Here is a 26,279-nt window from a genome sequence, read left to right as displayed (position 1 = left end):
TGTCTGTGTACTTCTTAAGCCAACATGTTTGTATATGGTTAAGCCGTATGCCGTGAAGGCTTCAGGCTCATTCCTTTTTCTCTTGCCTGTCTCTGCACCGGAGGCTTTAAGGAAACCGCCAGAAGACAGGCTACAATACACAGTGCGCCGATGACGATGAAGGTAGGCTTGAACCCGCCGAGAGAAGCGGCGATGAACGAGCCGGACAACGCCCCGATTCCGAAGCCCTGATAGACAATGCCATAGTTCTTGCTATGGTTCTTAAGGCCGAAGAAGTCGCTGACAATCGCCGGGAACACCGTAATGTTGCCCCCGAAGCAGAAAGCAATGGTGGCCACACAAGCGAAGAACAAGCCGTAGCTCAAGGTCGCATAGCTTAAGGTTAGCATCGCCAAGGCTGTGACCAGAAGTGTGGCACTGACCAGCTTCAATCGGCTCATACGGTCGGACAACGCTCCAAGAATCAGGCGCCCTGCAGTATTGAAGATCGCGATCATCGCAACGGCATTGGCCGCTGTAGCGATATCCAGACCCGCCAGCTGCACCCCGATATCCTTAACAATGCCAATCAGGTAGAGGCCGCTCATGCAGGCGGTGAAGAAAATTACGAACAGCAGGTACGCTTCTTTGGTGCGCAGCATTTCTTTGACGGTATAGTCTTTCACTGCAGCCGGAATTGTTGCGGCTGAGGAATCCACCCCTCTGCTGTTTGCTTGTGCCAGTGCCGGAGCAGCCACAGGAGCTTCCCTGACCAGCAACGAGCCTGCGACAACCATGATCATGACGGCCAGGCCCCAATACAGGAAGGTATTCGATACGCCTGCCGACTCGATCAGGCTGCCGTTGATATATTTGAAGATCAGACTGCCGGTTCCGTAGGCGCCGACTGATACGCCGGAGATCAAGCCTTTATGTTTAGGGAACCACTTAATCAGATTGGATAACGAAGTAATATAAGCCGTGCCATCGGCATAACCCACGACTACGCCGGCCAGCAGGTAGAACATCAGGAGGGAGTTGGCCTGCGAGCTAAGCATCAGACCAAGTCCCAGCATAATCCCAGCGGAAGCGGTCAGCTTGCGGAGGCCAAACCGGTCCTGCAGCTTCCCGGCAAACAAGGTTGCGAAGGCAAGGGCAAAGCTCGTAATGGAAAAAGTTATCGAAACAGCGCTAAGCTCAAAGCCGAATTTGCTGACAAGCTGCGCATTAAACAGGCTCCATGTGTAGATTGTGCCCAGTCCCATTTGCATAATCACTGTACCCAGCACGATCATCCAGCGCTTGCTGCCAAATTTAGCCGTAGTCATGAGTCATTCCTTCTTTCTCTCTATTGTCGCTGCAAGGGCTTTCTTTGCTCCTTCATTGTAGCGAAACAACGCTTTCTTGAGAGAAATCGGGAATGAGATGACCGAATGCGGGAATGAAATGCCGCTACAGGCGCATGATCTGCCTGAATTCCTTGACCTTGCTGCGGCTTACCGGCACTTCAAAGTCCAGATCACGAAGCCGGAGCAGATACGTATTATTGAACCAAGGGATAATTTCCTTGATCTTGGACAGATTCACAAGATAGGACCGGTGGCAGCGGAAGAAGCTGTCCTGCGGCAGCCGGCTGTGGAACTCGCTGATGCTCAGAGCCATGCTGTATTCCTCTCCCTTAGTCATTACGCTCGTTGTCTTCTCCTGCGCTGAAGCATAATAAATCTCGTCGGCATCGACAACGATGATCTTCTCGTTTTTCCACAGATTGACCTTGTTGCTGACCGCAAGATGACCTTCTTCTCTGGGACGGCTACGCGCCGCGAATGCCGCTTCCAGCTTGTTCAGCATGGCTTTCATCCGCGATTCACTGTAGGGCTTCAGAATATAGTCGAATGCTTCAATCTCGAAAGCGTCGGCAGCATGCTCCTTGTAGGCAGTGATAAATACTATATAAGGTTTGACCGAAAACCTGCTGATATTCTGGGCCAGCAGCACGCCGTCGATGGACGGAATATTGATATCCAGAAAAATCACATCAACTTCCTCAACCTGCAGAAATTTCAGCGCATCCAGTCCGTCCTCAAACTCGGCAGTGATCACTATATCGCTGTGTGCTCCGATCAGAAAGGCAAGCTCACTCCTTGCCAGCACTTCATCCTCTACAATTATCGCTTTCATAGCTTCTCCTTTGTGACGTCGAAATAAATTTCCGTCCCTTTATCCAGCCGGTGAATGATCAGACCCTTGCCATAAATCAGCTTTACCCGCTGATGTACGTTATATAGCCCAATTTTGTTATCCGGCATGCTTCCGCTGTAGACCTTCTCCATCGTCTCCTGCGCGATGCCTGCTCCGGTATCGGCGATGCCGATCCGCACGGTCTCTCCCCGGTCTTTCACCGAAATCGTCACCGTGCCCGGTCCCTTCACTTTCAAAATCCCGTGAACAATCGCATTCTCCACCAGCGGCTGAATAATCAGGCTGGGAATACGCACCTCCACTTCGTCGATATCATACTCAACGGCCAGGCGGCTGCCGAAGCGGGCTTTTTCAATCTCCACATATTGCTGGACCTGCTGCAGCTCACGCCGGATATCAATGAATTCATCGGTCAGCTCCAGATTGTATCTCATATAGCCTGACAGGTTGATAATCAGCTCCCGTGCCTTATCCGGGTTAATCCGGATCAGGGAACTAATCGCGTTCAGCGCATTGAACAGAAAATGGGGATTAATGCTAGTCTGCAGCGCCTTCAGCTCGGCTTTGTTAGCCATCTCCTTAATGCCTTCGACCCGCGATACCTCCATCAGCGTCGAAATCATCTGCGACAGCCCTACCGCCATTGCCTGCAGCGAGTAAGTGATTTTGTGGGCTTTGGTATAGTAAATTTTCAGTGCTCCGGTCACTTCGCTTTTCTCTTTCAGGGGAATGATAATCAGCGACCGGATTGCCCGGTTCATATATTCAGTATCGTCATCGCGGATCGTAATTTCGCCGTCCCTCAGCGTCTTTTTCGTCTCTTCACTGATAATCTCGTTCGTCTCGGTGTAATATTCCTCTCCCACTCCGACATAGGCGCGGATGAAGCGGGTATCGGTGATCGCTACCGCATCAGCACCGATGTCCTCCTTGATAATCCCGCAAATGGTGCGCAGCGACTGGGGATTGATGTTGCGGAAATACGGCAGCGTCTTATTAGCAATATCCAGCGCCAGCTTGGACTGCTTCGCGGCAATCCGTTCCTTCTCTCCCTCCACACTCTGGACAAGCATAACAATAAGGCCGACACTGATCTGCCCCACAATCATCGGAAAAGCGATCTTCGAAACGATATCCACACCCAGCGATGAAGGATCTGCCATAACCAGAATAAGCAGCATGGTCAGTGCTTCGCAGCCCATCCCGGCCAGGATACCGGCAATCCAGCGGCGGTCAGCCGTGGTCCGGCGGTAAATAACGCTGGAGACAATTCCCGCCGTGACACTTGTAATCAGGCAGGGCACGGAGGTCACGCCGCCAATATCAATCAGAAAACGGTGAACCCCGGATATAATGCCAGTAATCAGTCCGACCCAAGGACCAAACAGAATTCCGCCGGCCATAATGGCGATAATCCGCACATTTACCAGTGAGCCGTCGACTTTAATGCCGCTGTAGGTTCCGAAGATCGCGAACAGGCTGAAGATCACCGTCACGATCACAAGATCCTGCGGAGCGTAAGCTCCTTTGACAAAAATCTCTTTAAACCGCGGCAGCCGGGTCAACACGAACAGGCACATCAGCAGCAGTGCCGCCCTTTCGAACAATTGCAGCAATATCGTCAAGTTATGTTCCACAGCCACGCCTCCAATGGTCAATCTATCGGTCCATTATAAGATGTGCCAAATCATAATAGCAATCCGCCCTATTGTCTTGTTAGAGTACCCAAGCCTGTAAATTCGGCCTTATAATAGAGGTATCAGATAAAAAAACCGTTGCTTTTATTTAATGCATGTCTTCAAACTGGAAGAGCTCTGGGGAAGCAGGGATTTAGTATTGAAAGTAGGGGCCCTAAAAGCCCGCAGCGGGTTCGTTTACTCGTAAACGGACTCAGGAGGCGCTAAGGAGAGTATAACACCTGTTTATTCTCTTTTGCGGACCCAGGCGACCTTATCTGCTCTGCGTTCTATCTAAAAACGGCCATCAGGGAGAAATAACTGCGCTGGAGTCCGTTGTCCTCCTGTAACTGGCTAAAAGCCCCAATTAAGTGCAACTCGGTCCGTTCGTAAATGCCTTTCTCCGCGTGTGATCAGAAAATGGTACTGTACCCATGATTCCTTAGGGCATACAGCAGCAGATTTTGGCGGGGAAGCGGTTTGAAGACACGCTCTAGTGCAACTATTTAAAGGAGGACCTATGCTGCTGATCCATACCGAGGAAGATCTCCTGCGGGCCGTGAGAGAAGACCCGTGGATGATGAATATTCTATCTGCCGCCCGAGCGCTGATGCTGCCCGATTCCTGGGTCTGCGCCGGATTTGTCCGCTCTAAAGTCTGGGATGTCCAGCATGGATTTACGGAAAGAACACCGCTGGCAGATATTGATGTTATTTATTATGATAGCAGCGACATCCGCGAAGAGACCGAAAAAGCCTGGGAAGCGCAGCTGCGGGCCGCCGATCCGTCCATCCCCTGGTCAGTCAAAAACCAGGCGAGAATGCATGTGGTTAACGATATTCCGCCCTATACCTCTTCTGTCGACGGCATGTCCAAATTTCCTGAGACGGCAACCGCTCTTGGGCTTTCGCTGGATGAACACGGTAATTTAAGGCTGGCCGCCCCTCATGGCATCCGGGATGTAATCCAAATGGAGCTCAGACCCACTCCGAGTTTTATAGCCAACCGCCAGTTGCACTCTATCTATGAGAAACGTATCGCCAGCAAAAATTGGAGGTTGTTATGGCCTCGGTTGCAAATTACAGCTGTAGGCCAGCTTGCCCAAGAAGATAGAAACACTTGGTAATATCACTTTACTTCAGAACATTTACGAGCAGCATCCTTGCCGCTTGTTTGCTGTCTCCGTCCAACCAGACTCTGACTGTAGGGGCGGCTGGAGATGACTCCACTATGGAGACCAGGCTGGAAATCGTACCTTCTTCGTAAGTGCTGATAATCTTATTTTGATCAGACGCCAAATGCCTGATAATGATTTTGGTTGAGGCACCTACTGGAATGGTACTATTTTCTTGCCCGGGTTCAGTTGTTTCCGCTGTTTTCTTCAGCATACTATACTTAGGATTGTTATATAGGGTTATTGCGTCAGTCTGGGCAGCGGTCAAATCGCCGAACAGATCCGCCGTACTCTCATCTACGCCTGTCATGATCTGCTTGTTCTCATCTATGTATTCCATCTCCTGATCAGCAAAAGGCAGCAAGCTGCGATCCACCACCCCCGTCACAACACCTCCGCCAATGCCTGCCAGTAAAAAGAATCCAATGATCGCCGCAAGGAGCTGGTTTCCGGAAGGGGTGATCTTCAAGAGGACTTTATACAAGGCTATGCCAATCACACCTCCGGCACAGTTCAACAGAATATCATCAATATCACTGCTTCCCAGCGCAAAGATATATTGAATGATTTCAAAAGCCATACTAACCGAGAAGACAAAAGCAACCTTAAATCCCCAGGTCCTGCTCTTTCCTATATAAGCTGCGGCAAGGCCTAAGGGGATAAAGATCCCGATATTGCCCAACACATTGGTCACCATTCTATCGCTGCCGATGGATTCATCTGTGAAAAATCCGTAAATCGTGTGGAATGGGATCAAGTTCACACTTCTTAAGGCCGTGTCCGCCTCAAATATGCTTGTTATAGGAATAGTTTTGAACAAAATTACCTGAACAGTAAATAATGCATACACAATAAAGAGCAAATACACTATCACCTGAAGTCCCCTGCTTTTGTCCTGCTTTGAATCCATTGCTGCATCATCCTCTCGAATTTACAATTATGATAATTATTGTATACCATATGAGCGGGAGTTCAAATGAGAGCTAAATAGAAAAAGGGCAGACTCAACGCAGAAATTCCTGCAGTGAGGCTGCCCTTCTTCACCTATTCTATTGTCTTTAAGCGCCGGTATGTTCCAGCATCCCCCGGGCAATCCATACCCCGGCGGCTCCGGCTTGAGCCAGACCGCGGGTGATGCCCGCACCATCTCCGCCGCAATACAGTCCGGAAATTTCCGTCTCCAGATTCTCCGTAAGCTTCGGACGGGCCGAATAAAATTTCGCCTCTACTCCATAGAACAGCGTATGTTCGGAGGCGATACCCGGGGTTACTTTTTCCAGGGCTTCGACCATTTCAATCAGGCTTTTCATGGTGTTGTACGGCAGTACCAGTCCCAGATCGCCAGGTACCGCTTCCTTCAGCGTCGGCTCCAGGAATCCTTCCTTGATCCGCGTTTCCGTTGAACGCCGGCCGCGGAGAATATCACCGTATTTCTGTACAATCACACCGCCGCTGGACAAATCGTTCGCCCGCTTGCATATTTCCCGGGCATATTCATTGGGCTTGTCGAAGGGCTCCGTGAACGTATGCGAGACCAGCAGGGCAAAGTTGGTGTTCTTCGAACCCAGTGCAGGGTCCTTATAGGAATGTCCGTTGGCCGCCATCACACCGCTGTGATTTTCCACGACAACATGTCCTGACGGATTGCTGCAGAAGGTGCGGACACGGGTGCCTACAGATGTATTGAAAATGAATTTACCCTCATAAAGATGTTCATTGATCTCCCGCATTACCACATCCGAAGTTTCGACTCTTACACCTACATCGACCTGATTATTGTACATTTTCAGCCGGCGTTTTTTCAGCACCTCGGTCAGCCAGGCCGATCCGTCACGGCCCGGGGCAATCATAACCTTATCCGCCTCATGGCTTTCCCCGTTTTTCAGCGTAATGCCTGTAATGCGGTGCGTTCCATTATCTTTTACGGTAACTATATCCTGAACCTCTGTCTTGAACAGCATTTCAATACGTGTTTTCAAATATTCATATATGGATTTAAGGATTTCCAGGTTTTGCTCTGTTCCCAGATGGCGCACCTGCGCCCGCAGCAGCTTCAGTCCGGCAGCATATCCCCGTTGCTCAATATTGCGGATGCTCTCGGTTGTCGGATCGGTAATGACCGGTGTTGCGCCATGCTCCAGGTTAATACTGTCTACATATTCGATCAGCTCCAGCACTTTGGAGGGTGCCAAATAATCGGTCATCCAGCCGCCGAACTCCGTCGTGATGTTAAATTTGCCGTCACTGTAGGCCCCTGCTCCCCCGAAACCGGCAGTAATTGAACAGGCAGGCAGACAGCCGGCGAATTCCTTGCGCCCCGAAGCGGGCGGACAGAGCTTGATCTTCTCCTCAAGGATCGGGCAATTGCGGCGGTAAATATCATGACCCTTGTCCACAAGCAGCACCTTCAAATCAGGCGCCTTTCGTGTCAATTCATAGCAGGCGAATATTCCGGCCGGACCCGCACCAACGACAATCACATCATATTTACTCATCTGTTTCTCTGTTCCTCCTAGGGAGAAACGGCATCGCCGTACTCATGTTGGCCATTGTCCGTTTCTGCGAAAATAGATAGTTTATTAACCACAACACAAAAATCCCGGATACTTCATAGGTATGCAAAATGCACCCTATTCGTAGCCAGGAATTTACGGTCCCCTGTAGAAACCCCCAAACCTTATCTTTGAGGATATACGAACAGCTTAACTTTATTATATGAGCCAATAGAAATTCTACAGATTATTCACGAATGTGTCAAGGACAAAACCATACAATAATTCGCCTTTAGATCTTAATTAGAGAATTTTTAGCTATAACCCCTTATTTTAATTCGCTTAAATACGAACATTATGCCGATCCCGGATTCCCTTATATTTGCTCTAATTCTCGTTTTGGAAGCTATCCGCAAGTGGAAGCCCTTGTCTTCGGAGTTTTCAAATTTTCGCCAGCCATATTTACGCAATTTTGATAATTTCAAATCTTAGCCCGGAATATCATGTCAAACCCCTGATCATGCTCCTCCCTTTGCTTGTCTCTATGATTTATCTGAAACAAAACTATATGAAGGTTTCCTCAGCCGTGCTGGCTGATTGAGCATCAGCAGAGCAACCCCTTCCCGATGCAGCTGGCGGTGATGGATATTGATAATTTCAAAAAGGTAAATGACCAGTATGGGCATTGGGTCGGAGATATCGTTCTTAAGCAGGTTGCAGGAATGGTACTGAAGCATATTGGCTCAGATGACTTTGCCGCACGTTACGGCGGAGAGGAATTCGTCATTATTCTGACCGCCAAGAAGCTGGAGGAATCAAGCGAGATTATAGGGCGGATCTTAAAGGGGATTGCAGGCATGCCGGTCAGCGAAATGGACGGTAAATCCATAACGGTGAGTATCGGGATGCATGACTATCGAGGGGAGGATTCCAAGAGCTCCACCTTTCAGCAGGCGGATGATGCCCTGTACGAAGCGAAGAAGACTGGCAAGAACAAAATTATCATTTTCTAAGCCGTCCAGTAGACATTTGAAGAGACTTTCCCCAGACTATTCCTGCGTGAAAATATAAGCGAGCCCGCGGACTGTGTTGTCCCGGGCTCGCTTTGCTGTGCAGCCATCTCTATTTCTATTTCAATAATGAGGCTCAAGCAGTTCCCATACTCCGCGCTCCGGAACCGGCCTGCTGATTAAATAACCCTGTACCTTATCGCAGTCGAATTGCTTAAGGAATTCCAGCTGTCTGGCATCCTCTACTCCCTCAGCCACCACATCAAGACCCATTTTGTGGCCGAGAATAATGATCGTTTGAACAAAGGATTGGCTGTAGGCCTTATCCTCCAGAGAATCTATAAAGATTTTATCCATCTTCAGTGTGGAAATTGGCAGCTGCTGCAAATAACTCAAAGAAGAGTACCCTGTCCCGAAATCATCCAGGGCGATGCGGATCCCGCGCGACTTGAGGAATCCCAGCTTGCTGACGGTGCTTTCGAAGGATTCCATAAAGATGGATTCCGTGATTTCGAGTTCCAGGCAGCTGGGCTCAAGTCCGCTTTCCGCCAGGCTGTCCAGCACCATTTCCACGAAATCATCCTGCAGCAGCTGAATGATCGAAATGTTGACGGATATTTTATATGGAATTGCGGTGCGGTCATGTACGCTTTTCATGAATCTGCTGGCTTCTCTAAGGACCCATTCCCCGATATATATAATCAGCCTCGAATCCTCGGCAATCTTGATAAATGACAGAGGGGATACAAAACCAAGCACAGGACTGTTCCAACGAATCAAAGCCTCAAAGCCGGAAATCATCCCGGTCCCGATCTCCACCTGCGGCTGATAATGCAGCTCAAATTCCTTGTTGTTCATCGCACTTCGCAGATGCTTCTCAACGTTCATCCGTTCATTAAATGCGGTATGCATGGACTTATCATAGACTACATACGTGCTTTTGCCCTCTTCTTTGGCCCGGTACATCGCCACATCGGCATTCTTCAGAATCTCCTCTGTGGTCTCTCCGTCTTCCGGATAGAAGGAGATCCCGATGCTGGCAGAGATATACAGATTGCTTTCTCCGATAAGGAAAGACCTGCGGAATGACCGCATGATGTCCTCCGCCAAATTCAGCACGGCTTCACGGTCATCCGTATCCTTGAGGAAAATTACAAATTCATCTCCGCCGAGTCTGGAGAGCATGGCTCTTTCATCCACAAGCGACTGGAGCCGTTCACTGGCTTTGCGGATAAGAATATCACCCGATTTATGACCCAGCGTGTCATTGATGTATTTGAAATTGTCGGTATCCACAAACAAGAGTGCCGCTTTGCCGCCAGGCCGCCGGAAGTAATTCTCCATCGTCTCCAGCAGGCTGAGGCGGTTGGGCAGATTACTGAGTGAGTCCACATAGGCCAGACGGTGCATATTCTTCTGATTTTCGACCAGCATATCATATTGTCCTACCAGTTCCTGCTGTGTTGCCGTAAGCTGCTCATACGTCGCCTCCAGCTCCTGATAGCTGTTACTCAGCTTGAACTCAGCTTGCTTGCGTTTGCTGATGTCAATCAGGGAACCCAGGAACAGCACAATCCTGTCTTTTGGATCGACAATCGCTTTGCCGCGCACCTCAAACCATACATAGCTGCCATCATGGGTTCGCATGCGGTATTCAGTCTCGTAAATCGGGGTCAACCCGGACAGATGCTCTTGTCTCGCCTTTCGTGCAGTCTCCTGGTCATCGGGATGAATGATACTGAGCACCCCGCCGACGAACGAGTTGATTTCTTCTTCATTGTAGCCCATCACTTCATACCAGCGGTCAGAAAGCTTGTAGACCCCTGTCTCCCAATCCAGCTCCCACATATAAGCACCGGAGCTTTCTGAGGCCAGGCGGAACCGGCGTTCACTGACCCCCAGCTTGTTAAGCTGTTCCTGCAGTTCTACCTCTGCCGCCGCCAGCTCCTCATAGGTCGACTCCAGCTCCTCGTAGCTGAGCTGAAGCTTAAGCTCACTCTCCTTGCGCTCATCAATATCCAGTCCAACCAGTACGAAGATGTCTTCAGCCTGATCATCCATCCCCTTAATCAGAGTAGTCCGCACGGAGAAATAGCGGGCATCCGGCACATGGTCGGGAAGCCGCAGTTCAACGTTGCCTGTGTAGTCCTTGTACACCGCCTTGATAAGGAGATCTCTGAGCAAGGCTGCGCTGCCTTCCAGACCGGAAATATCATCGAGGCTTTTTCCGAGCATGTCCTGCTCCTTCAGCCCTGTCATCTTTTCCGCATACTGATTGAAACGCACGATCCTCTTATCACCCTCCACCGCCCAGACAATCATCCCGGTATGCTCAATAACATCCTCGAAAAATTCCTGCTCGGAGTGGATAGTCCGGCGTAAACGCCTGATGTAAACCCTTATTAGAACAATACCAAAAAGCAGCACACAGAAGCCGATGATGATTCCTGAAATGATCCTCCCATTGGCTAGGGATTGGTAATCATCCGAATGAGCGAAAAAATATTGCTGGTACAGCTCCTCAAAAGCACCGGACCGCTGCAGCCGTTCCAGCCGTGCATTAACGTAGGAGACCAGCTCCGGTGCTGATTTGCTGATACCATAAGCGATATCCTCAGGATATAAATTACTCATTTTGCGAATAATGTCACCGGTTAATCCACGCTCAACAATCAAATAATCGACAACACCCTGGTTCTCGAACAAGAGATCAATCTCGCCTTTCTGCAGAGCCTCCAGCGCTTCTGGTACTGTTGCATATTCTATGTAATGTGAGACTCCTGCTTTGCCGTGCAGCACCATCTCGGAGTACTGACCCTCGCCCACTCCTACCTTATAGTTCTTCAAGGTGCTTAGCTTCACTTCTTCTTTCAGCGCCTGACGCGAATAGACAGAGATATAGCTTTTGAACACAGGCTTAGAGAACAATGCCTGCTTCTTTCTCTCCTCCGTAACGGCCATAAGTCCGGTGGTATCAATCTCTCCGTCAATTAGCCGTTTATACGTTTCCTCCCATTCGCCGGTGCTGTACTGAATCAGATAATCCTGCTTCTCAAAAATCATGCTTGTCAGGTTAATATCAAAGCCGGTCAGATATCCGTTCTGTATGTATTTATAAGGCGGATAACCCAACTCTGTCTGATATCTTATCTCTTGTCTTTCAGCGTGAGCGGCAGCAGGGGGTGCAATCATGAGCACAATGCTAATTAGAAGGATGAGTTTACACCGCTTCATCGCAATTCTCCTTTTTCCAAATAAAAATCGGGCTAAGAGCAGTTATAAGAAGCTGTATTCGACAAAAAATGGTATGGTTCCTGCAAATTACCCGACCAATTGTGATAAATTGTGCAAATATACCAGTTCACTGCCCCGCTTGAGCAAAGTGCTGAACTGTCCATTACAAAAACAGTTCATCTTTTTAATTTATTTATATTGCTTTTTTAGCTTAAAATGTGGATAATAGCAATAACAGTTGATAATGATTATCATTATTGAATATACAAATACATTCAATTCACTATATGGAGTTAAAAGGAGACTGAACACCCATGAACTCAGCCAATACCCGGACCGCTCTGCAGGTTGACGACTATCTGGATCTGCTCAATCTTGCTGTTAAAGTTGGAGATTTGAAATGGCAAAAAGAAATTAAATCCAGATTACAATATATTCTCTGCCTGCAAATCAGATAATGATCGTGCAGAATGCCGCATTCCCGGATTACGGGGTGCGGCTTTTTTTGTGCCATTTTAGAAAAAAACAATTGATAATATATAAGATGGACTAAAGAACTACCTAGAGGCAAAAGCAGCGGAGGGGAAGTTTGGAACTGTAGGAGCGATAGCGACCGCCTGAAAGCTTTCCGTAGGAAAGCTCGCTTCGAAAGCATAAGCAGTCTGCGGATTTCAACCGCACATAGCGGTATAAATCAAGAAATCTGTAGACAACAGCGGCCGGAAGTCCAAACATTCACCGCAGTTGCGTTCTATACCGGCTCGGTAAATCTAAAGTTCAACTTATATAGCTGCAAAAGGGCCATTAATTGCTTAAAAGTGCATCTGCAAAGCTTAGGATGTTTAATGATATAGTATAATAATCAGCATAATATACTGAACAATAGTCCTATAGATCGGAGCGTGCCAGTTTGAAAAAATATATTTCCTTGTTCCTGATCATCAGCCTGCTATGGATGCCAAGTATCTATGCGGCAGCGATTCCCGCTCAGCAGGGACTGGTTACCGATGAAGCCGGCCTGCTCTCGACGCAGGAGGCGGCAACTGTTGCCGCTATTGCTGAGGGAGACCGCTATACCATCCGGGTGCTGACTGTCGATTCTTTGGATGGCGCCGAGCCTGGCGCCTATGCCACTGACGTCTATAATTCCTGGGGCCTGACGCCGCAGGATGTTCTCCTTCTGATCTCTGCCGGAGACCAGAGAGTTGAACTGAACTTCAAGAATCCGGGCCTACAGGACTATATTAACTCCTGGTCCCAAGCTCAAGGCGGAGCCTTGGATACCGCAGCCATCACGGGGCTGCTGGACACGTATTTCAATCCTTATGCCCGGGAAGGGGATTTTGCCGGGGGAATCCGTTCCATGATTCAGAAGCTGGACTCCTTCGGCGGCACTGGCGGCAGCGGCGGCAGCGGCGGCAGCGGCAGCAGCAGCCCAGGCCTTGGGCTGCTGAAGATGGCCGGCATTGTCATTGGGATAGCGCTGCTGGCATTAGTGCTGTATGTGCTGTTCACCGGCCTGCGCAGACGGGGGCAGCTCCGCAGCCAGCAGGAGCAGCTGGCCGACTTGCTGGTCCGGGCGAACCGGGCGCTGGAATCCCTACAGCCGTTCCAGGGAATTGTTCAAGGCAAGACGGGAGAAATGGTCGAGGAAATCTCCAAGCGGCTGTCTGCACAGCTGGTGGAGATCTCCGCATTGCAGGGCAGCCAAAGCTCGCAGCCTCCCTTCTACCGTCTGAAGGCGCTCAAGGCTGCCAGCTCACAGTTGCAGCAGACTGAAACAGCTTTCCGCTCCTCGCTGAAGGAAGAAGAGCAGCACATTGCCGTAATCAGTGATGCTGACCGCAACGTTAAACAGCAGATTACCGAACTGAAGAAGGAAGCGCCTGAATTGAACCTCCAGCTTCAGAGTGCGGTCAAGGAGACCGGCTATGGGCTGCAGGAAATTGCCGATGATCTGAAAGAGCTGGCTGAAGAGACCGCCAAAGCGGATGAGCTGGAGCTGTTCGACCCAATTGCCGCACAGGATATGACCGGGGAGGCGCAGGAGAAGCAGGCGCAGATCGAGCAGGATCTGCAGGATGTCGATACGTATGACGACAAATTGAATGACTTTCCTGGAGTTCTGGCGGCTGCCCGCAGCACAATCGCCGCATTGATCGAACAGCATTCCCTCCACAATATGAAGGTCAAACCTTATGAGAATCTGGATCAGGCCTCCGTAGCCGCGGCAACACTTGAAGCTCCGCTGCGCAGCGGAGACATGGATGAGGTGCGCAAAATCGCTGCCCGTATGGATACCCTGCTGGGCGATGCCATTGCCATGACAGAGCGCCAGGCCCTGATCCGCCAGAACAACCTGAGGGATCTGGATACGATCCGCAGCCGTTGGAGCGAGTTGTCTCAGCGGCGTAATGAGCTGAACAGCCGGATCTCTGAAGCCCGCAGCCGGTTTGCGGAGATCCATCTGACCCATCTTGAGGAGGTAATGGAGACTGCGGGAACACAGCTCCGTCAGGGTGCGGGAGAAGTTCCGCAGATCGAAACCTGGACCAGTGACCAGCGGGGGGAATATGACAATGCCCGCAATAGCCTGGACCAGCTGCTCAAACTTCAGGAAGAAACCGCCCAGAAGTTCGACAATGTCGGCGAGAGTCTCAATATGCTGGGCCAACGCTTAGCTAACGTCACCCGGCTCCTGCCGGAAGGACAGGAGCGTGTAGATACGGCCCAGCGGCGGCTTCAGAGCAAGGGAATCGCCTCCAGAAGCCAATTCCAGCTCTCCCTGATCCCTGAGTATGGTGAACTGGAGCAGCGGCTGTCCATCCGGCCTTATAACCTGGATGAGCTGGAAGCCGTTGCACATGCCTACGAGTCCCAGATTTCCTCCTTCGTGGAGGAAGCGAACCGTCTCGTACGCCAAAAAGAAGAAGAGGAACGCCTGGCACAGCTGGCCATCCTGCGGGAACAGCAGCGCCGGGAGCAGGCACGCAAGCGTGGCTCCTCTTCGGGCGGCTTCGACGGCGGCAGATCATCTGGCAGTTCCTCTTGGGGAGGCGGCGGCCGCTCGACTGGCGGGTCATCCTGGGGCGGTGGCGGTGGCAAATCCGGCAAAAATTCCTCTGGCGGCTCCAAATGGTAGACAGCGAACATATCTATGCAAAACGCCACCGGCCCGGAATAACTGGCCGGTGGCGTTTTTGACTTGAACTCTTTTTCACTTTTCATTCGTTTTTTCTGAAATAACCAGAAATATCCAGAAAAACAATGGAAATGATAGAATGACTTCATTATATGAGTATACAAGGCCCCATACATATCAATATGTAAATTTATGTATTAATTTGAACATTGAGTAAAATGAACAATAGACTTACGATTGATTTGTTAATTAATTCCAGATAAAGACGAAGGAAGGCGATCAAACCATAACACTCACTCTCTCATGCACCGTGGTATATACCCGCATGTAAGTTTCTTAAACACAGTGAAAGGAATGTGAGAACTTGTGAAAAAAGTCGCATTGGTAAGCCCATTAAGAACAGCCGTCGGTTCTTTTAACAACGGACTTTCGTCAGTAAGCGCCTCGGAATTGGGGGCTAACGTGATGACAGCCTGCCTTCAGCAAAGTCAACTAGAGCCTGCATTGATTGATCAAATTTACTTAGGAAATGTCCTTCAAGCAGGCACTGGCCAAAATCCTGCCAGACAGGCGGCATTAAAAGCCGGCATCCCCATTGAAGTACCTGCATCCACAATAAACACGGTTTGCGGTTCAGGGCTTCATGCCGTCGCTTTAGCTTACAACTCTATTTTGGCAGAACAAGGCGGCGTCCTCTTAGCTGGAGGTATGGAGAGCATGTCGAACGCCCCTTATGTACTAAGGAATGCACGAAATGGCTACAAGCTGGGCAACAGTGAATTGATAGACACCGTGGTAGCCGACGGCCTTACGTGTCCCATCAACAACTATCATATGGGAATTACCGCAGAAAACATTGCCGCGAAATATAACATTTCAAGACTTGAGCAGGATGAATTTGCCTATGGGAGCCAGATCAAGGCTATAGAAGCAAAACAAAAGCAGGTTTTTGCAGAGCAGATTGTTCCCGTTCTGACCAAAACCAAAAAAGAGAATATTTGGTTCTCGGAGGATGAACATGTAAGAGGAGATGCAAGCAAAGAAAAACTTTCTAATTTAAAACCTGCATTTAAGACAAACGGATCGGTTACTGCCGGAAATGCCTCGGGGATCAATGATGGAGCGGCGGCTGTACTTGTTATGTCGGAAGACAAATGCAAGGAACATGCAGTACAACCATTGGCCTATATCAAGGGTTATTCACTTGTTGGCGTTGACCCTGCATATATGGGGATGGGCCCGGTCAAAGCCGTTTCGTCACTTCTTAAGGATCAGGGAATCTCCCTTGATGCCATCGATCTGTTTGAGATTAATGAAGCCTTCGCTGCACAAGCATTAGCGGTAATAAATGAGCTTGGGGTCAACCCGGAGAAGGTGAATGTCAATGGCGGCGCAATCGCAATTGGACACCCTGTCGGTGCAAGCGGAGCGAGGATATTGGTTACGCTTGCGCATGAAATGGTACGAAGCTCTGCGCGTTACGGCATAGCCTCGTTATGTATCGGAACGGGTATGGGAATTGCGATGCTGATTGAGAATGCACTCATCTAACACTCTTCTTCAAGAAAGGGAGATCCGATTGTTATGAATCCACAAGAAATTTTTTCACTGCAGTCCATGCCTGCGGCCAGCGCTAGTTATGGTCGTCCCCCCTACCACTTCATCGACAGGGAATTTTTTATAATTACCTATGAATCCGATCCCGCTGCGATTAGACAGGCGGTCCCGGAGCCTCTTCAGCCGGATGGAAGCAATACCGTTTCCTATGAATGGATCAAGATGCCTGATTCATCCGGTCTAGGAAGCTATGAGGAGAGCGGTATTGTCATCCCGTGTACCTTTCAGGGGGAACCCTGCAATTTTGTTGCCCAAATGTATTTGGATAACGCACCTGCTATTCTTGGAGGACGTGAAATTTGGGGGTTCCCAAAAAAATGGGCGAATCCCCGCCTGAGTGTTGAAGGTACTGAAACGCTGACTGGCACATTACATTATAACCATGTCCTGGTGGCCATGGGAACCATGCCTTTCAAACATAACATTCTCGACGAAAAGGACACGGCTACAGCCATCGCAAAAACCCAAGTGAATCTAAAATTAATTCCCGATGTTGATGGTACCCCTAAAATTGCGCAGTTAGTGGCGTACAATCTCGAGAATATTACAGTAAAGGGCGCCTGGTCAGGGCCGGCCCGGTTAAGTCTGACCCCCCACGTCCATGCTCCTGTGGCAGATTTTCCTGTTAAGGCGTATATCGGCGGCAAACATTTTATTGCCGATTTAACGCTGCCATACGCAAGAGTCATTCATGACTATCTCCAGTAAACTTTGCTTTCCAAGTAGAAACGGCTACGCCGTCCTTTTAAAGGACGGGGTGTTCCAGCGAGAAATAGAAGGATAATATATAGCGTGAAACATATAAATTCTATATTTTCAAAAAAATATACAAGGAGTCTGAAACCATGAACAACAAATTAATCTCCGCTGAAGACGCCGTTAAGAAGGTCAAAGACGGAGACACGGTGATGGTTGGCGGTTTTCTGGCCGGAGGCCATCCGGAACAGTTGGTGCGTGCGCTTGTCGAGACCCATTCCGCCGGTAATCTCTCCATTATTTCCAATGATACTGGCACCACGGAATTATCTATATATAAACTTGTAAAAAGCGGCAGAGTCAAGCGGATTTGTGCATCCTATATCGGCTCCAACCCGGAAACGGGAAGACTCCTTATGACCAAAGAAGCTGAGGTAAACCTCTTCCCGCAAGGCACGTTAGCTGAAAAAATACGTGCAGGAGGAGCAGGGTTGGGCGGTGTTTTAACACCTGTAGGTGTAGGTACCATTGTAGAGGAAGGCAAAAGGAAAATAGATATTGACGGAAAGGAATATCTGCTCGAACTGCCGCTCAAAGCGGACGTGGCGCTAATCAGAGCCCATAAGGCAGATGAAGCGGGCAATCTTGTGATCAACGGCTCCTCACGCAACTTCAATTTCGTTATGGCTATGGCGGCAGATTATGTAGTTGCCCAGACAGACGAATATGTAAAGCTCGGGGAGATTGATCCCAATCATGTCAACGTACCCGGAATATTTATCGACGCCATTGTAAAGGTAGGGGATACGCATGAATAACCGAGAATTCATTGTTAGAAGAATCGCCCAGGAATTCAAAGACGGTGATGTGGTCAACCTGGGTGTTGGCATGCCTACCATGGCAGTAAACTATATTCCCGATAATGTTCATATTATGCTGCAGGCTGAGAACGGAATCCTTGGTGTTGGCCCCAAAGCCACAAAGGAACAAGAAAATATCGATTGTATTGATTCTGGCGGAAGTTATGTTACAACAATGGCAGGAGCTTGCTATTTTGACAGTACACTTTCATTCTCCATCATCCGTGGAGGGCATGTGGACATCACCGTCTTGGGTGCCTTGGAGGTAGATGAGAACGGCAACCTTGCAAGCTGGATGATTCCAGGAAAAAAAGTGCCGGGCATGGGGGGAGCTATGGATTTGGTAGTCGGGGCCAAGCGTGTCATTGTAGCCATGGACCATGTGAACAAAGATGGGGAACCGAAAATATTAGAACATTGCAAGCTTCCCCTGACTGCTGTAAATGTGGTGCAAACCATTGTAACCGAAATGGCTGTCATCGATGTGATTCCGGGCACAGGGCTGATGCTGAAGGAAATTGCGCCGGGTCTGTCGGTGGAAGACGTTCAAAAGGCAACCAGGGCAAAGTTGTTAATCTCGCCAAACTTGAAGGCCATTGCTGTTTAAGCAAAACGGTAACCTACGGTATTTGGCTAATTCCAAACACCGCCGTCCCCAAAAAAACCAGCCCGCCCTCCCCAATCTGGGGAAGCGGGTTGGTTGGTCTTCGGTTAATGCGTATCCTTGGGCTTGTCATGCTCCTCGTCCAGAAACGGCTTGTTCACATAGTAATACATTACACCCATCAATACACCGCCGCCAATCAGATTCCCGATGGTGACAGGCACCAGATTGTGCACCACACCGCCCCAAGATATCGTACCGGGATGATCCAGCACCAGTGCAATCGCAAAGGTACACATATTGGCTATACTGTGTTCATATCCGGAAATAAAGAAGCAGAATACGAACAGGACCATGGCGAACATTTTGGCCCCGTCGCTTTTCATTGACATCGGAACAAAAAACGCCAGACAGACCAGCCAGTTACACAGGATGGCTCTGAAGAACAGCTCAGACGCCGGAGCCTCCATCTTATGGGCGACCACATTCAGCAGAAAACCGTTGACGCTGGAATCGTAGAACAGTCCGGTCAAAAAAATCAGCAGCGCAAAGGCTGCAGCTCCAAGAATATTGCCAAGATAGCTGACGGTCCACATCCGCACAACTTCGGTCCACTGCATCTTGCGTCTTAAGGCAGCATACGTGTAATAAAATGTATCCCCGGTGAACAAATCGCCTCCGCCGTAGGAGATCAGGATGATGGCCGCGCCAAACGTAATCGCAGCCATCGGATAGGTCATCGGTGATTGCTCCATGTAGAAAAAGTTGCCTGTCTTGAACGCTACAATTACGCCGAATCCGATAAACATGCTAGCCAGCATTGCTCTGGCGATATAACGCAATATGCTTTGCCGATAAATCTTCTGTTTCTTCAGCGCCAATTTCTCAACCTGCAGCAGTGCCTCGTTCTCCATATGACCTCCGCTTAATGCTTGTATTTTCCGCGATGATGGCAGGCTGATACAGCCTCCTGGGGTATTATACCCAATAAACCGCTGGAAATTGCTTGAATCACAGAGCGTCAATATATTACAAATTTTCTTTAGTGAGAATCCGTTGCCGCAGTGCTAGCTGCCGTCATCCGGATCATTCAGCTTGGCAATGGCTTCCGCCTTTTCGCTGCTGGCTACGACAATAAGCACAAATATCAGACATCCCAGAATCATCCGCAGTTCCTCACTTCCTCCATATGTTGCCTTAGTGACAACTTATGTAGGGGAGTGCTCTATTATGAATGCTCCTTAAGCTGCTAATACCCGAGGCTGAACCGCTATTCGCACAAAAAAGCCCGCTGAACCATTCCAGCAGGCTAGAACAAAATAGCTGTTTATCTATACTCGGACAAGGTGTCAGTTCAAAAAGCTGCTCAGCTCGCTGTCGCTGCCGGCTTGCTTCAGCGCTTGCGGCTGCGAGGTTTCGTTCAGCCCGAGGCGGTTGTTCAGCTGCGTGTTGATTGTCGTCATTTTGGACGTATAATCCTGGCAGCTTTCGATAATCCGGCGGTTGGACTGCTCGGAGGTATCCAAGGCACTGAGCAGATCGCCGATGGCCTGATTCACTGCCTCCAGCGACATGGAAGGCTTGGACAGCAGCTCTGTCGTCTTCTCAGTCGTGGTGCGAAGCAGACGCGCATTCTCCTTGAACTGGTCCTCAATCGTCTTGTTCGTCGCTTCCACGGCGGAAATGACATTTTCCTGATCGGCCAGGGACATTGCAATCATCGCGGATACGGTGATCAGATTTGACGTCTTGTCAATCGCATTGTTGACCGAATCAATCAGCTTATCATTATTGTCATTGATGATATCCGTAGCGGCAATAGCCTGATTATAGAGCAGAATCATCTCGGTCATGGACTGGATCCGCACCATGACCTTGCGCAGCCCCCGCTCCAGATAAGCCTTGCGGAATTCATTCTCCGGTTTGGCGATTTCCACCTCGAACAGCTCCTTCAGCTTGTTGCCAAAGGCAATCTTGGTCTGCAGGTTGTAGATTTCGTCCATGGAGGTGCGTTTCAGCTGCCGCATGTTGACAATGCTCTCTTCAAGCGTATCACGTCCGTCCCGCAGGCCGGTCACGATGGCATCAATATTGGTGCGTACGGACTGATATTTGTAGACATAATTCTTGAGCGGACTCTTGCGCAGCATTTTGCCGAAAAAGCTGACATTTTTGCTCTGCTGCAGATTCTCGCATTCATTACGCAGCTTCATAATCATATTCGGCACTTCGACGCGTTTGCCGGACATCAGATCATTGACCGGCCGATCCAGCAGTTTCAGGGTTTGTCCCGCTTTTTCCTGCGTCTTCACCCCAAGCTTGCCGATGTCATCCATTAAGGAATCCAGTGCAACGGTATCGGTCTTGGCTACCTTCTCAATTAATTGGGAAGCTTCTGCAACTACCTTCTGCTCATCTTCTTTTTTGAGCTCTATCAACTGCGTGGACATGGGTTTCCCTCCTATAATTCGGAACTGCTGTACCGCTGATGAATCAGTTCCGCCTTGGTTTGAAGTTCCATCAGGTCTTTATGCTCGATCGTAGAGGCGATCTCCGTAATTTTGGAATCGACATCCCGCAGACCGTTCAGCAGCATTCTCCGATTTTTCGTTTTGGCCTCACCGCCCAGCCGCAGGAAAGGATTGATGACCCCGTTCAGGTCCTTCAGCACCAATCTGCGGACCGTGTGGTTGATCTCCCCGTTGCCCAGCTCCTGAAGCAGCGGAATGATCCGCAGGAGCCTGGCGATCAGTGCCAGTGATTTCTCGACAATTTCATTGTCGAGCGTATCCTTCTGGCCCTCCGAAATAATCATATCCTCCAAAATGCTGAGATACTCCACCACCGGAGCAAATTCCGCTCCGATCCTGACCTCAGCCTGTCCTCTGCCGGACAAGGAATGTGGTGCACCGGTTTCCGATCCTGCGGGTGCAGCCCGGATCACTTCAGGACTGCCCGCAGCAGAAGCGGGGGCGATCGCTGCCGGCTCCTGCCCGGCCGGAAGCACCTCCGCCGGCAGGTTGGTTCGTGTGCGTTTGCCTCCAAGCAGCCCGATGGCAGCTCCGGCAACCGGGAACAGCAGAGAGAGCAGCTCTGGCAGGAAAGCGCTCGTCAGCAGAGCCACAACATAGCCGGCTCCTGCATACAACAATACTTTTGATTTCGAATAAATTGTCCTCACCTCTTGTGAGCGTGTGAAATCACACTCAATTCACGGGATCCGTAATAGCGGATTCATCGTGTATTCTCATGATCATAGGCTGCTCTATATGGCTGGCCAGTATATCACCGGCGAACTCGGCAGGCTGAACCTCGCCGCCCAGCGCGCTTTTAACCGCCAGATAAGGGAAGTTGATACCTGTCAGACAAGAAACATGCAGCCCGCCGGACATCCGGGGGTTAATCTCCAACAGCTTGGGAACTCCGCCGCCGTATTTCATTTGTATATTGTAATTATAAGGGATCTGATAGGTTTCGGCGACACGCTTCGCAATATTCTCCAGTTCGGGAATATGCTCCATAACCCGCAGCCGCCCGTTGTCCTTGCGGCGCGGCACGGCGGCAAGCAGCCTGCCGTTCTCGTCCGCCAGACAGTCGATACTGTACTCATACCCTTCCAGAAGCTCCATAACCATCAGGGCAGGAAACGAATCCACTCCGGAAAGGACGCGGTAAGCCTCATCAAACGAAATATGCTGCGTCACATAACCGAAGAGCTCTTCTATAGGGCTGCGGCTGTTATTAATGATGCGGAAGCCAAGTCCGCCTTCTGTTTCGGTAGGCTTGAAGCAGACCTCATGCCCTTTGGCTACAAGATCCTCGTAAGCCGCCTTGAATTGTTCCGCTGTATCAACGACATGATAATCGGGAATTTCCATTATCCCGCTATCTTTAACCTTGCTATAGAACTTGCCCTTATCCAGAATCATCTCCAGCAGGTCCAAATCGCGGCAGACCAGCACTTTTGTGCCGATGGCATCGAACATTGCAGCATGCAGGGCGATATCCATCATATGCAGACGCGGGATGAAGATATCAATCTCATTGCGGCGGCAGAAATCAACACAGAACTGCACGTATTCGATCCCTTCCAGAGCAGGTTCAGTTCCTGCAACGTCAGCGCCTTGCAGCGACATATGCCGGATATCGGGGTGGGTAGCAAAGATTTGAACAGGAATGCCGTCCTCATTATTCCGTATTAGATTCATATAATGAAAAGCCACGGAGAACCAGCGGTTGAAATAAATATTTACCTTTTTCATTGCGGCCCAACTCCCAATGTCGTTAGATTGTTATAAATCTTCTGAACATACTGCATGATTTCTTCCCCGGCATGGACGCCCGACAGCTCTGTAAAAGGATAGTTCAATTCTACTAGAGTGGCCTGCTGCTCGGCAAATATTTCCCCATGCCTCGGGGCAATGGCATAATCCGCACTCTCCAGCAGACATTTGTCCAGCAGGGAATCCCCCGAAGCAACCATCGGCTCCGAATGAACCGTGCGGCGCACATGAACAATCGCATCGCTTTTGTTCACAGCCTCCGGCACTACATACAGCTTGCGGCCCTGCAAAGAAACCTTCCAGCCCAGCCCAAGCAGACGTTCTGCCAGATGGTTAATCTCATCCAGGGGCAGGAGATCGCGGTACACCATAAATGTATAGAACAGCTCATCGCAATACCGTTCGTTGATAATCCATTCCGGACGCACCACCGATCGTACAAGCTTTCCCACTTCTTCAGCGGCAGCTGAATTGCGTTCCACCAGCCTGCCGATCAATGCCCGCCACTGCTGATCTACCACTCCGCGAACCAGAATGTTGCCACCGTTGCTGGTGACGGCATAATCCGGAATAATCGTCTCCTGGAACAGGTTGATCCGCTTATACTCCGCAATAGTCCGCGTAGTCACTGGCATGAAGATGATACTTGCGGTGAGCTCCTTCAAGCGTTGCAATGCTGCGTGTGAAATATAGGAGACCGTTTTGCCGTCAATAATTTCAGCCGGCACCAGTCCCGGTGAATCCTCCGGAACAAGCAGCGCGCCCAGGGAATAGATCAGGGTACGGTCTAAATCGCTGGCGTAAATCAATCGCTTTCCCCTCCTTTCAGCGGCTGGATAATTCCGCAGCAGGAATAGGTAAGCCCGGGATACACTTCTACCGGAACCCCCCGCTCCTCCGCCAACAGCAGAATGTGGCGCAGATTCGGGTTATCCATAGTATCGACAAGAATTTTCCAGGGTACTCTGCGCAGCAGCACACGCGTCGTCTCTCCCACGCCCGGCTTGACCAGATTGATGTTATCAATGCCGAACGTTTCCTGAATACTCTGGACATCACGCATTCCCTGCCAGGTAATCTCCGGCGGCGCTTTCAGCATGCCTGCAGCGATTGCCGCAGCATCTGCGGTTACGAAAGCGAAATGGGGGGTGATCGCTTCGATAAACACATTGGAGAGGTCACTGTCCAGCCATTCCCTATAGAATTTCGCACCATGGAACTCCTCCGGGCCGATCAGATCCTCCCGCAGCACCGTACGGCTTATGAGTCCCGACACCGTCGAATTCAAGCAGGCGCTTGGGATCAGATAATCCTCCCTGGTCCCGAAGGTCTGCGAACAGCTTCCCGGATCCGCAAGTACAGCAAGATCGTCATTCAGCGCAATCCCGTATTTCTTATAGAAATCGGCACAGGATTCAATAAGCACCTGGGTGATTGCGCCTTTGCCCGTCCAGCCGTCAATAAACTGCAGATTGGCATCCGCACCATGCTGCTGCAGCATGTAGAGAATTGCGTTCTCATCCATGCCTTTGCCGCGGATAATCGAGATGCTGTAGTGCGGCAGATCCACGCCGTACCGTTCGGCAATATAGCGTTTAATCAGTACACCAATCGGCGTTCCCGCTCTGGCCAAGGAGACCAGCACCGTATGGTCTGTCCCCCGCCGGGATACGATCAGCTCGGAGACAACCGCAACCGCCTGCGCGACCTTTACCGCAGAGTGCCGGAGTGTCTCCTGAAACAATGCAATATACGGCTCCGTCGGCTGGTATTCCACAGGAAGCATCTCCGAATAGCTCACCCCGGACTGGATGGCTTTCTCCCGCTCCGCCGTACCCAGCTCCAGGGAAACATTGCTGAGATCCTTAAGCAGAAAACGAACATCTGATGGAGGATAGCTGCCAAGCGGAACCGGAGGGGCTATTCTTTTGCTCATGATCGTTTCTCCGCTATCCGTTCCCTTCATCAGCGGGCACCTCCACTTCCAGTTCAGGGCCCAGTACAATCAGATGCACCTTGTTGCCGGCCAGTCCCTTCAAAATATCCATCATCGGCTCAATCCGTCTATGGGGTACATCCCGCTCCAGCAGCACGAAAATATCACCATATTGGCCGGGGTCCACATTGTAGATATAATTCGTAATCCCCGTGTCTGTGGCCGATGGATAAGCAGCCGCGCTATGCACGCCATAATCCGACCGGCGATCCGGATGAATCGGGCTGCGGGTAGACGACTGATAGGCAACCCCTTCCCCCATTTCGGCCGCAATCCGCATAGGCAGATACATAAATTCACCGACACCCATCACCAGGGCAGAGGGGCTCTCGCGCAGTTTGCGAAGCTGCGCCGCCACCTGTGCTGCGCCCTTGTCGATCCAGACATTATCCTCCGAGCTAAGGCCGAAGCGGCCGCTAAGCTTCAGATACGGCGAAGTGTTGATTTCCCCGCGTGAGTCGGTAGAGCTTACTGCCAGCCGCTCCAATCCGTCCCGGATATACGTAGTCACAACAGGCGCCTCACGGGCTGGCTTCTCCTGTCCTTTACCGGCTTCAGCATCCAGCATAGGCGTCCCCTTCACATCAATACAACCCTGCAGCAGAGACAACGCCTTAATCTGAATCCCGAGCTCCTGCTCCAGATCACGGTAAGCCTGAATATGCCCTTCGCTTCTCCAATCCAGCAGGGAAGCTACTACGTATTCCTTGCGAGGGAACTTAGACTGGATATCCCGGATCGTGTTGATCGCCGTATTACCGGTCGTAATTTCGTCATCTACGAGCACAATCGGCTCTTCTCCAGACAACAGGGCGGTGTCCAGGGCATAACAGAGATGATCAACCGCATGGGAATGCTCTTCTTCAAAGCTGATAATTGACGCCATCTCCGGAATGTCTTCACGGGTGGTATGAATATATGACGCGCCTCCGGCAAAAATGTTGTACATGCTATGACCCAGCGCCGTAGCAGTCTCGGCAAAACCTACAAAAACGACCGGCTGCGGAAGCACCAGCTGAGCGGCCAGCAGCTCATGATAGGCCTCCTCTGCCTGGAGGGGGTGAATGAGGCCGTGAACCGCCGCATTCAGCAGCTTGTCCATCGGCTCGTTGGCGGCAGCCTTAGTCCCGCCGTTCATTTCCCGGTACAAAAGCAGCCCTAGCGCAGCTCCGCTAAGCAGTGGCGTATAGGGCATTACCGGAATATGCTTGCCGAGCACCTTGCTGACAAAGAGAAAGGAACGCTTTTTATTGATCCGTGCAGCCATGGAGAATAAAGCTTCAACCGGCATATCAAAGGGGTTGGATGTTTCGG

The 26,279-nt window shown here is 50.3% G+C and carries 21 protein-coding genes and 1 riboswitch; of the genes, 8 read left to right on the top strand and 13 right to left on the bottom strand.

Annotation, left to right across the window (positions count from 1 at the left end; all coding sequences use genetic code 11):
• Window positions 1–38: 38 nt before the first annotated feature.
• From NSS79_RS01940 to NSS79_RS01930, 3 genes are all read right to left on the bottom strand, one after another.
• On the bottom strand, window positions 39–1,307 hold the full coding sequence (locus NSS79_RS01940) for an OFA family MFS transporter (RefSeq protein WP_342438070.1): 1,269 nt from the start codon (window positions 1,305–1,307) through the stop codon (window positions 39–41).
• Between the two features lie 124 nt (window positions 1,308–1,431).
• Window positions 1,432–2,160 carry a LytTR family DNA-binding domain-containing protein gene (locus NSS79_RS01935; protein WP_342438069.1) on the bottom strand — a complete coding sequence of 243 codons (729 nt, stop codon included), beginning with the start codon at window positions 2,158–2,160 and terminating at the stop codon, window positions 1,432–1,434.
• Complete coding sequence (locus tag NSS79_RS01930) at window positions 2,157–3,818, bottom strand: sensor histidine kinase (RefSeq protein ID WP_342438068.1); 1,662 nt, start codon at window positions 3,816–3,818, stop codon at window positions 2,157–2,159. The genes NSS79_RS01935 and NSS79_RS01930 overlap by 4 nt, the downstream gene beginning before the upstream one ends.
• A 562-nt stretch (window positions 3,819–4,380) precedes the next feature.
• Here NSS79_RS01930 and NSS79_RS01925 point away from each other — a divergent pair.
• The gene (locus NSS79_RS01925) at window positions 4,381–4,983 is read left to right on the top strand and encodes a nucleotidyltransferase family protein (protein WP_342440287.1); all 603 of its coding nucleotides are present in this window, start codon (window positions 4,381–4,383) and stop codon (window positions 4,981–4,983) included.
• A 7-nt stretch (window positions 4,984–4,990) separates the two neighbouring features.
• Here NSS79_RS01925 and NSS79_RS01920 read toward each other — a convergent pair whose 3' ends face one another.
• Together NSS79_RS01920 and NSS79_RS01915 are read right to left on the bottom strand one after the other, a co-directional pair.
• Window positions 4,991–5,941 (bottom strand): VanZ family protein, encoded by a 951-nt coding sequence (locus NSS79_RS01920; protein ID WP_342438067.1) that lies wholly within the window; start codon window positions 5,939–5,941, stop codon window positions 4,991–4,993.
• A gap of 148 nt (window positions 5,942–6,089) precedes the next feature.
• Window positions 6,090–7,526, bottom strand: a complete 1,437-nt coding sequence (locus NSS79_RS01915; protein ID WP_342438066.1) for an NAD(P)/FAD-dependent oxidoreductase — start codon at window positions 7,524–7,526, stop codon at window positions 6,090–6,092.
• Window positions 7,527–7,648: 122 nt separating this feature from the next.
• Window positions 7,649–7,748: riboswitch (purine riboswitch) on the bottom strand.
• 368 nt (window positions 7,749–8,116) lie between these two features.
• Here NSS79_RS01915 and NSS79_RS01910 point away from each other — a divergent pair.
• The gene (locus tag NSS79_RS01910; RefSeq protein WP_342440286.1) at window positions 8,117–8,536 is read left to right on the top strand and encodes a GGDEF domain-containing protein; all 420 of its coding nucleotides are present in this window, start codon (window positions 8,117–8,119) and stop codon (window positions 8,534–8,536) included.
• Between the two features lie 120 nt (window positions 8,537–8,656).
• Here the strand turns inward: NSS79_RS01910 and NSS79_RS01905 are convergent, their stop codons facing one another.
• Window positions 8,657–11,767 (bottom strand): EAL domain-containing protein, encoded by a 3,111-nt coding sequence (locus NSS79_RS01905; RefSeq protein WP_342438065.1) that lies wholly within the window; start codon window positions 11,765–11,767, stop codon window positions 8,657–8,659.
• A 314-nt stretch (window positions 11,768–12,081) separates the two neighbouring features.
• Between NSS79_RS01905 and NSS79_RS01900 the strand changes: the two genes are divergently transcribed.
• The 6 genes from NSS79_RS01900 (at window position 12,082) to NSS79_RS01875 (ending at window position 18,689) form a co-directional block, all read left to right on the top strand.
• Window positions 12,082–12,225 (top strand): hypothetical protein, encoded by a 144-nt coding sequence (locus NSS79_RS01900; RefSeq protein WP_179091777.1) that lies wholly within the window; start codon window positions 12,082–12,084, stop codon window positions 12,223–12,225.
• 452 nt (window positions 12,226–12,677) lie between these two features.
• Window positions 12,678–14,909 (top strand): TPM domain-containing protein, encoded by a 2,232-nt coding sequence (locus NSS79_RS01895; RefSeq protein ID WP_342438064.1) that lies wholly within the window; start codon window positions 12,678–12,680, stop codon window positions 14,907–14,909.
• Window positions 14,910–15,275: 366 nt separating this feature from the next.
• The gene (locus tag NSS79_RS01890; RefSeq protein ID WP_076111603.1) at window positions 15,276–16,460 is read left to right on the top strand and encodes an acetyl-CoA C-acetyltransferase; all 1,185 of its coding nucleotides are present in this window, start codon (window positions 15,276–15,278) and stop codon (window positions 16,458–16,460) included.
• 33 nt (window positions 16,461–16,493) lie between these two features.
• Window positions 16,494–17,234, top strand: coding sequence for an acetoacetate decarboxylase (locus NSS79_RS01885; RefSeq protein WP_342438063.1), 741 nt, complete (start codon window positions 16,494–16,496; stop codon window positions 17,232–17,234).
• 137 nt (window positions 17,235–17,371) lie between these two features.
• On the top strand, window positions 17,372–18,040 hold the full coding sequence (locus NSS79_RS01880) for a CoA transferase subunit A (protein WP_342438062.1): 669 nt from the start codon (window positions 17,372–17,374) through the stop codon (window positions 18,038–18,040).
• On the top strand, window positions 18,033–18,689 hold the full coding sequence (locus NSS79_RS01875; RefSeq protein WP_076111597.1) for a 3-oxoacid CoA-transferase subunit B: 657 nt from the start codon (window positions 18,033–18,035) through the stop codon (window positions 18,687–18,689). The genes NSS79_RS01880 and NSS79_RS01875 overlap by 8 nt, the downstream gene beginning before the upstream one ends.
• A 104-nt stretch (window positions 18,690–18,793) precedes the next feature.
• Here the strand turns inward: NSS79_RS01875 and NSS79_RS01870 are convergent, their stop codons facing one another.
• From NSS79_RS01870 to NSS79_RS01840, 7 genes are all read right to left on the bottom strand, one after another.
• A complete protein-coding gene (locus NSS79_RS01870) occupies window positions 18,794–19,600 on the bottom strand; it encodes a formate/nitrite transporter family protein (protein WP_076111595.1) in 807 nt (268 codons plus the stop codon).
• Window positions 19,601–20,035: 435 nt separating this feature from the next.
• Window positions 20,036–21,136, bottom strand: a complete 1,101-nt coding sequence (locus NSS79_RS01865) for a toxic anion resistance protein (protein WP_076111594.1) — start codon at window positions 21,134–21,136, stop codon at window positions 20,036–20,038.
• A gap of 11 nt (window positions 21,137–21,147) precedes the next feature.
• A complete protein-coding gene (locus tag NSS79_RS01860) occupies window positions 21,148–21,810 on the bottom strand; it encodes a hypothetical protein (protein WP_342438061.1) in 663 nt (220 codons plus the stop codon).
• An 82-nt stretch (window positions 21,811–21,892) separates the two neighbouring features.
• Window positions 21,893–22,948 carry an ATP-grasp domain-containing protein gene (locus NSS79_RS01855; RefSeq protein ID WP_342438060.1) on the bottom strand — a complete coding sequence of 352 codons (1,056 nt, stop codon included), beginning with the start codon at window positions 22,946–22,948 and terminating at the stop codon, window positions 21,893–21,895.
• Window positions 22,945–23,778 (bottom strand): HAD family hydrolase, encoded by an 834-nt coding sequence (locus NSS79_RS01850; protein WP_038585059.1) that lies wholly within the window; start codon window positions 23,776–23,778, stop codon window positions 22,945–22,947. The genes NSS79_RS01855 and NSS79_RS01850 overlap by 4 nt, the downstream gene beginning before the upstream one ends.
• The gene (locus NSS79_RS01845; protein WP_340895289.1) at window positions 23,775–24,935 is read right to left on the bottom strand and encodes a cysteine protease StiP family protein; all 1,161 of its coding nucleotides are present in this window, start codon (window positions 24,933–24,935) and stop codon (window positions 23,775–23,777) included. Before NSS79_RS01845 ends, NSS79_RS01850 begins: the two co-directional genes overlap by 4 nt.
• Window positions 24,919–26,232 (bottom strand): phosphoribosyltransferase family protein, encoded by a 1,314-nt coding sequence (locus NSS79_RS01840; RefSeq protein ID WP_342440285.1) that lies wholly within the window; start codon window positions 26,230–26,232, stop codon window positions 24,919–24,921. Before NSS79_RS01840 ends, NSS79_RS01845 begins: the two co-directional genes overlap by 17 nt.
• Between the last annotated feature and the right edge of the window lie 47 nt (window positions 26,233–26,279).

The organism is Paenibacillus sp. FSL L8-0436 (genome assembly GCF_038593025.1).
In the GTDB taxonomy this organism is placed as follows: Bacteria; Bacillota; Bacilli; order Paenibacillales; family Paenibacillaceae; genus Paenibacillus_AQ.
The sequence above is the reverse complement of the archived record's forward strand: the minus strand, read 5'-3'. Positions and strand labels throughout refer to the sequence as shown.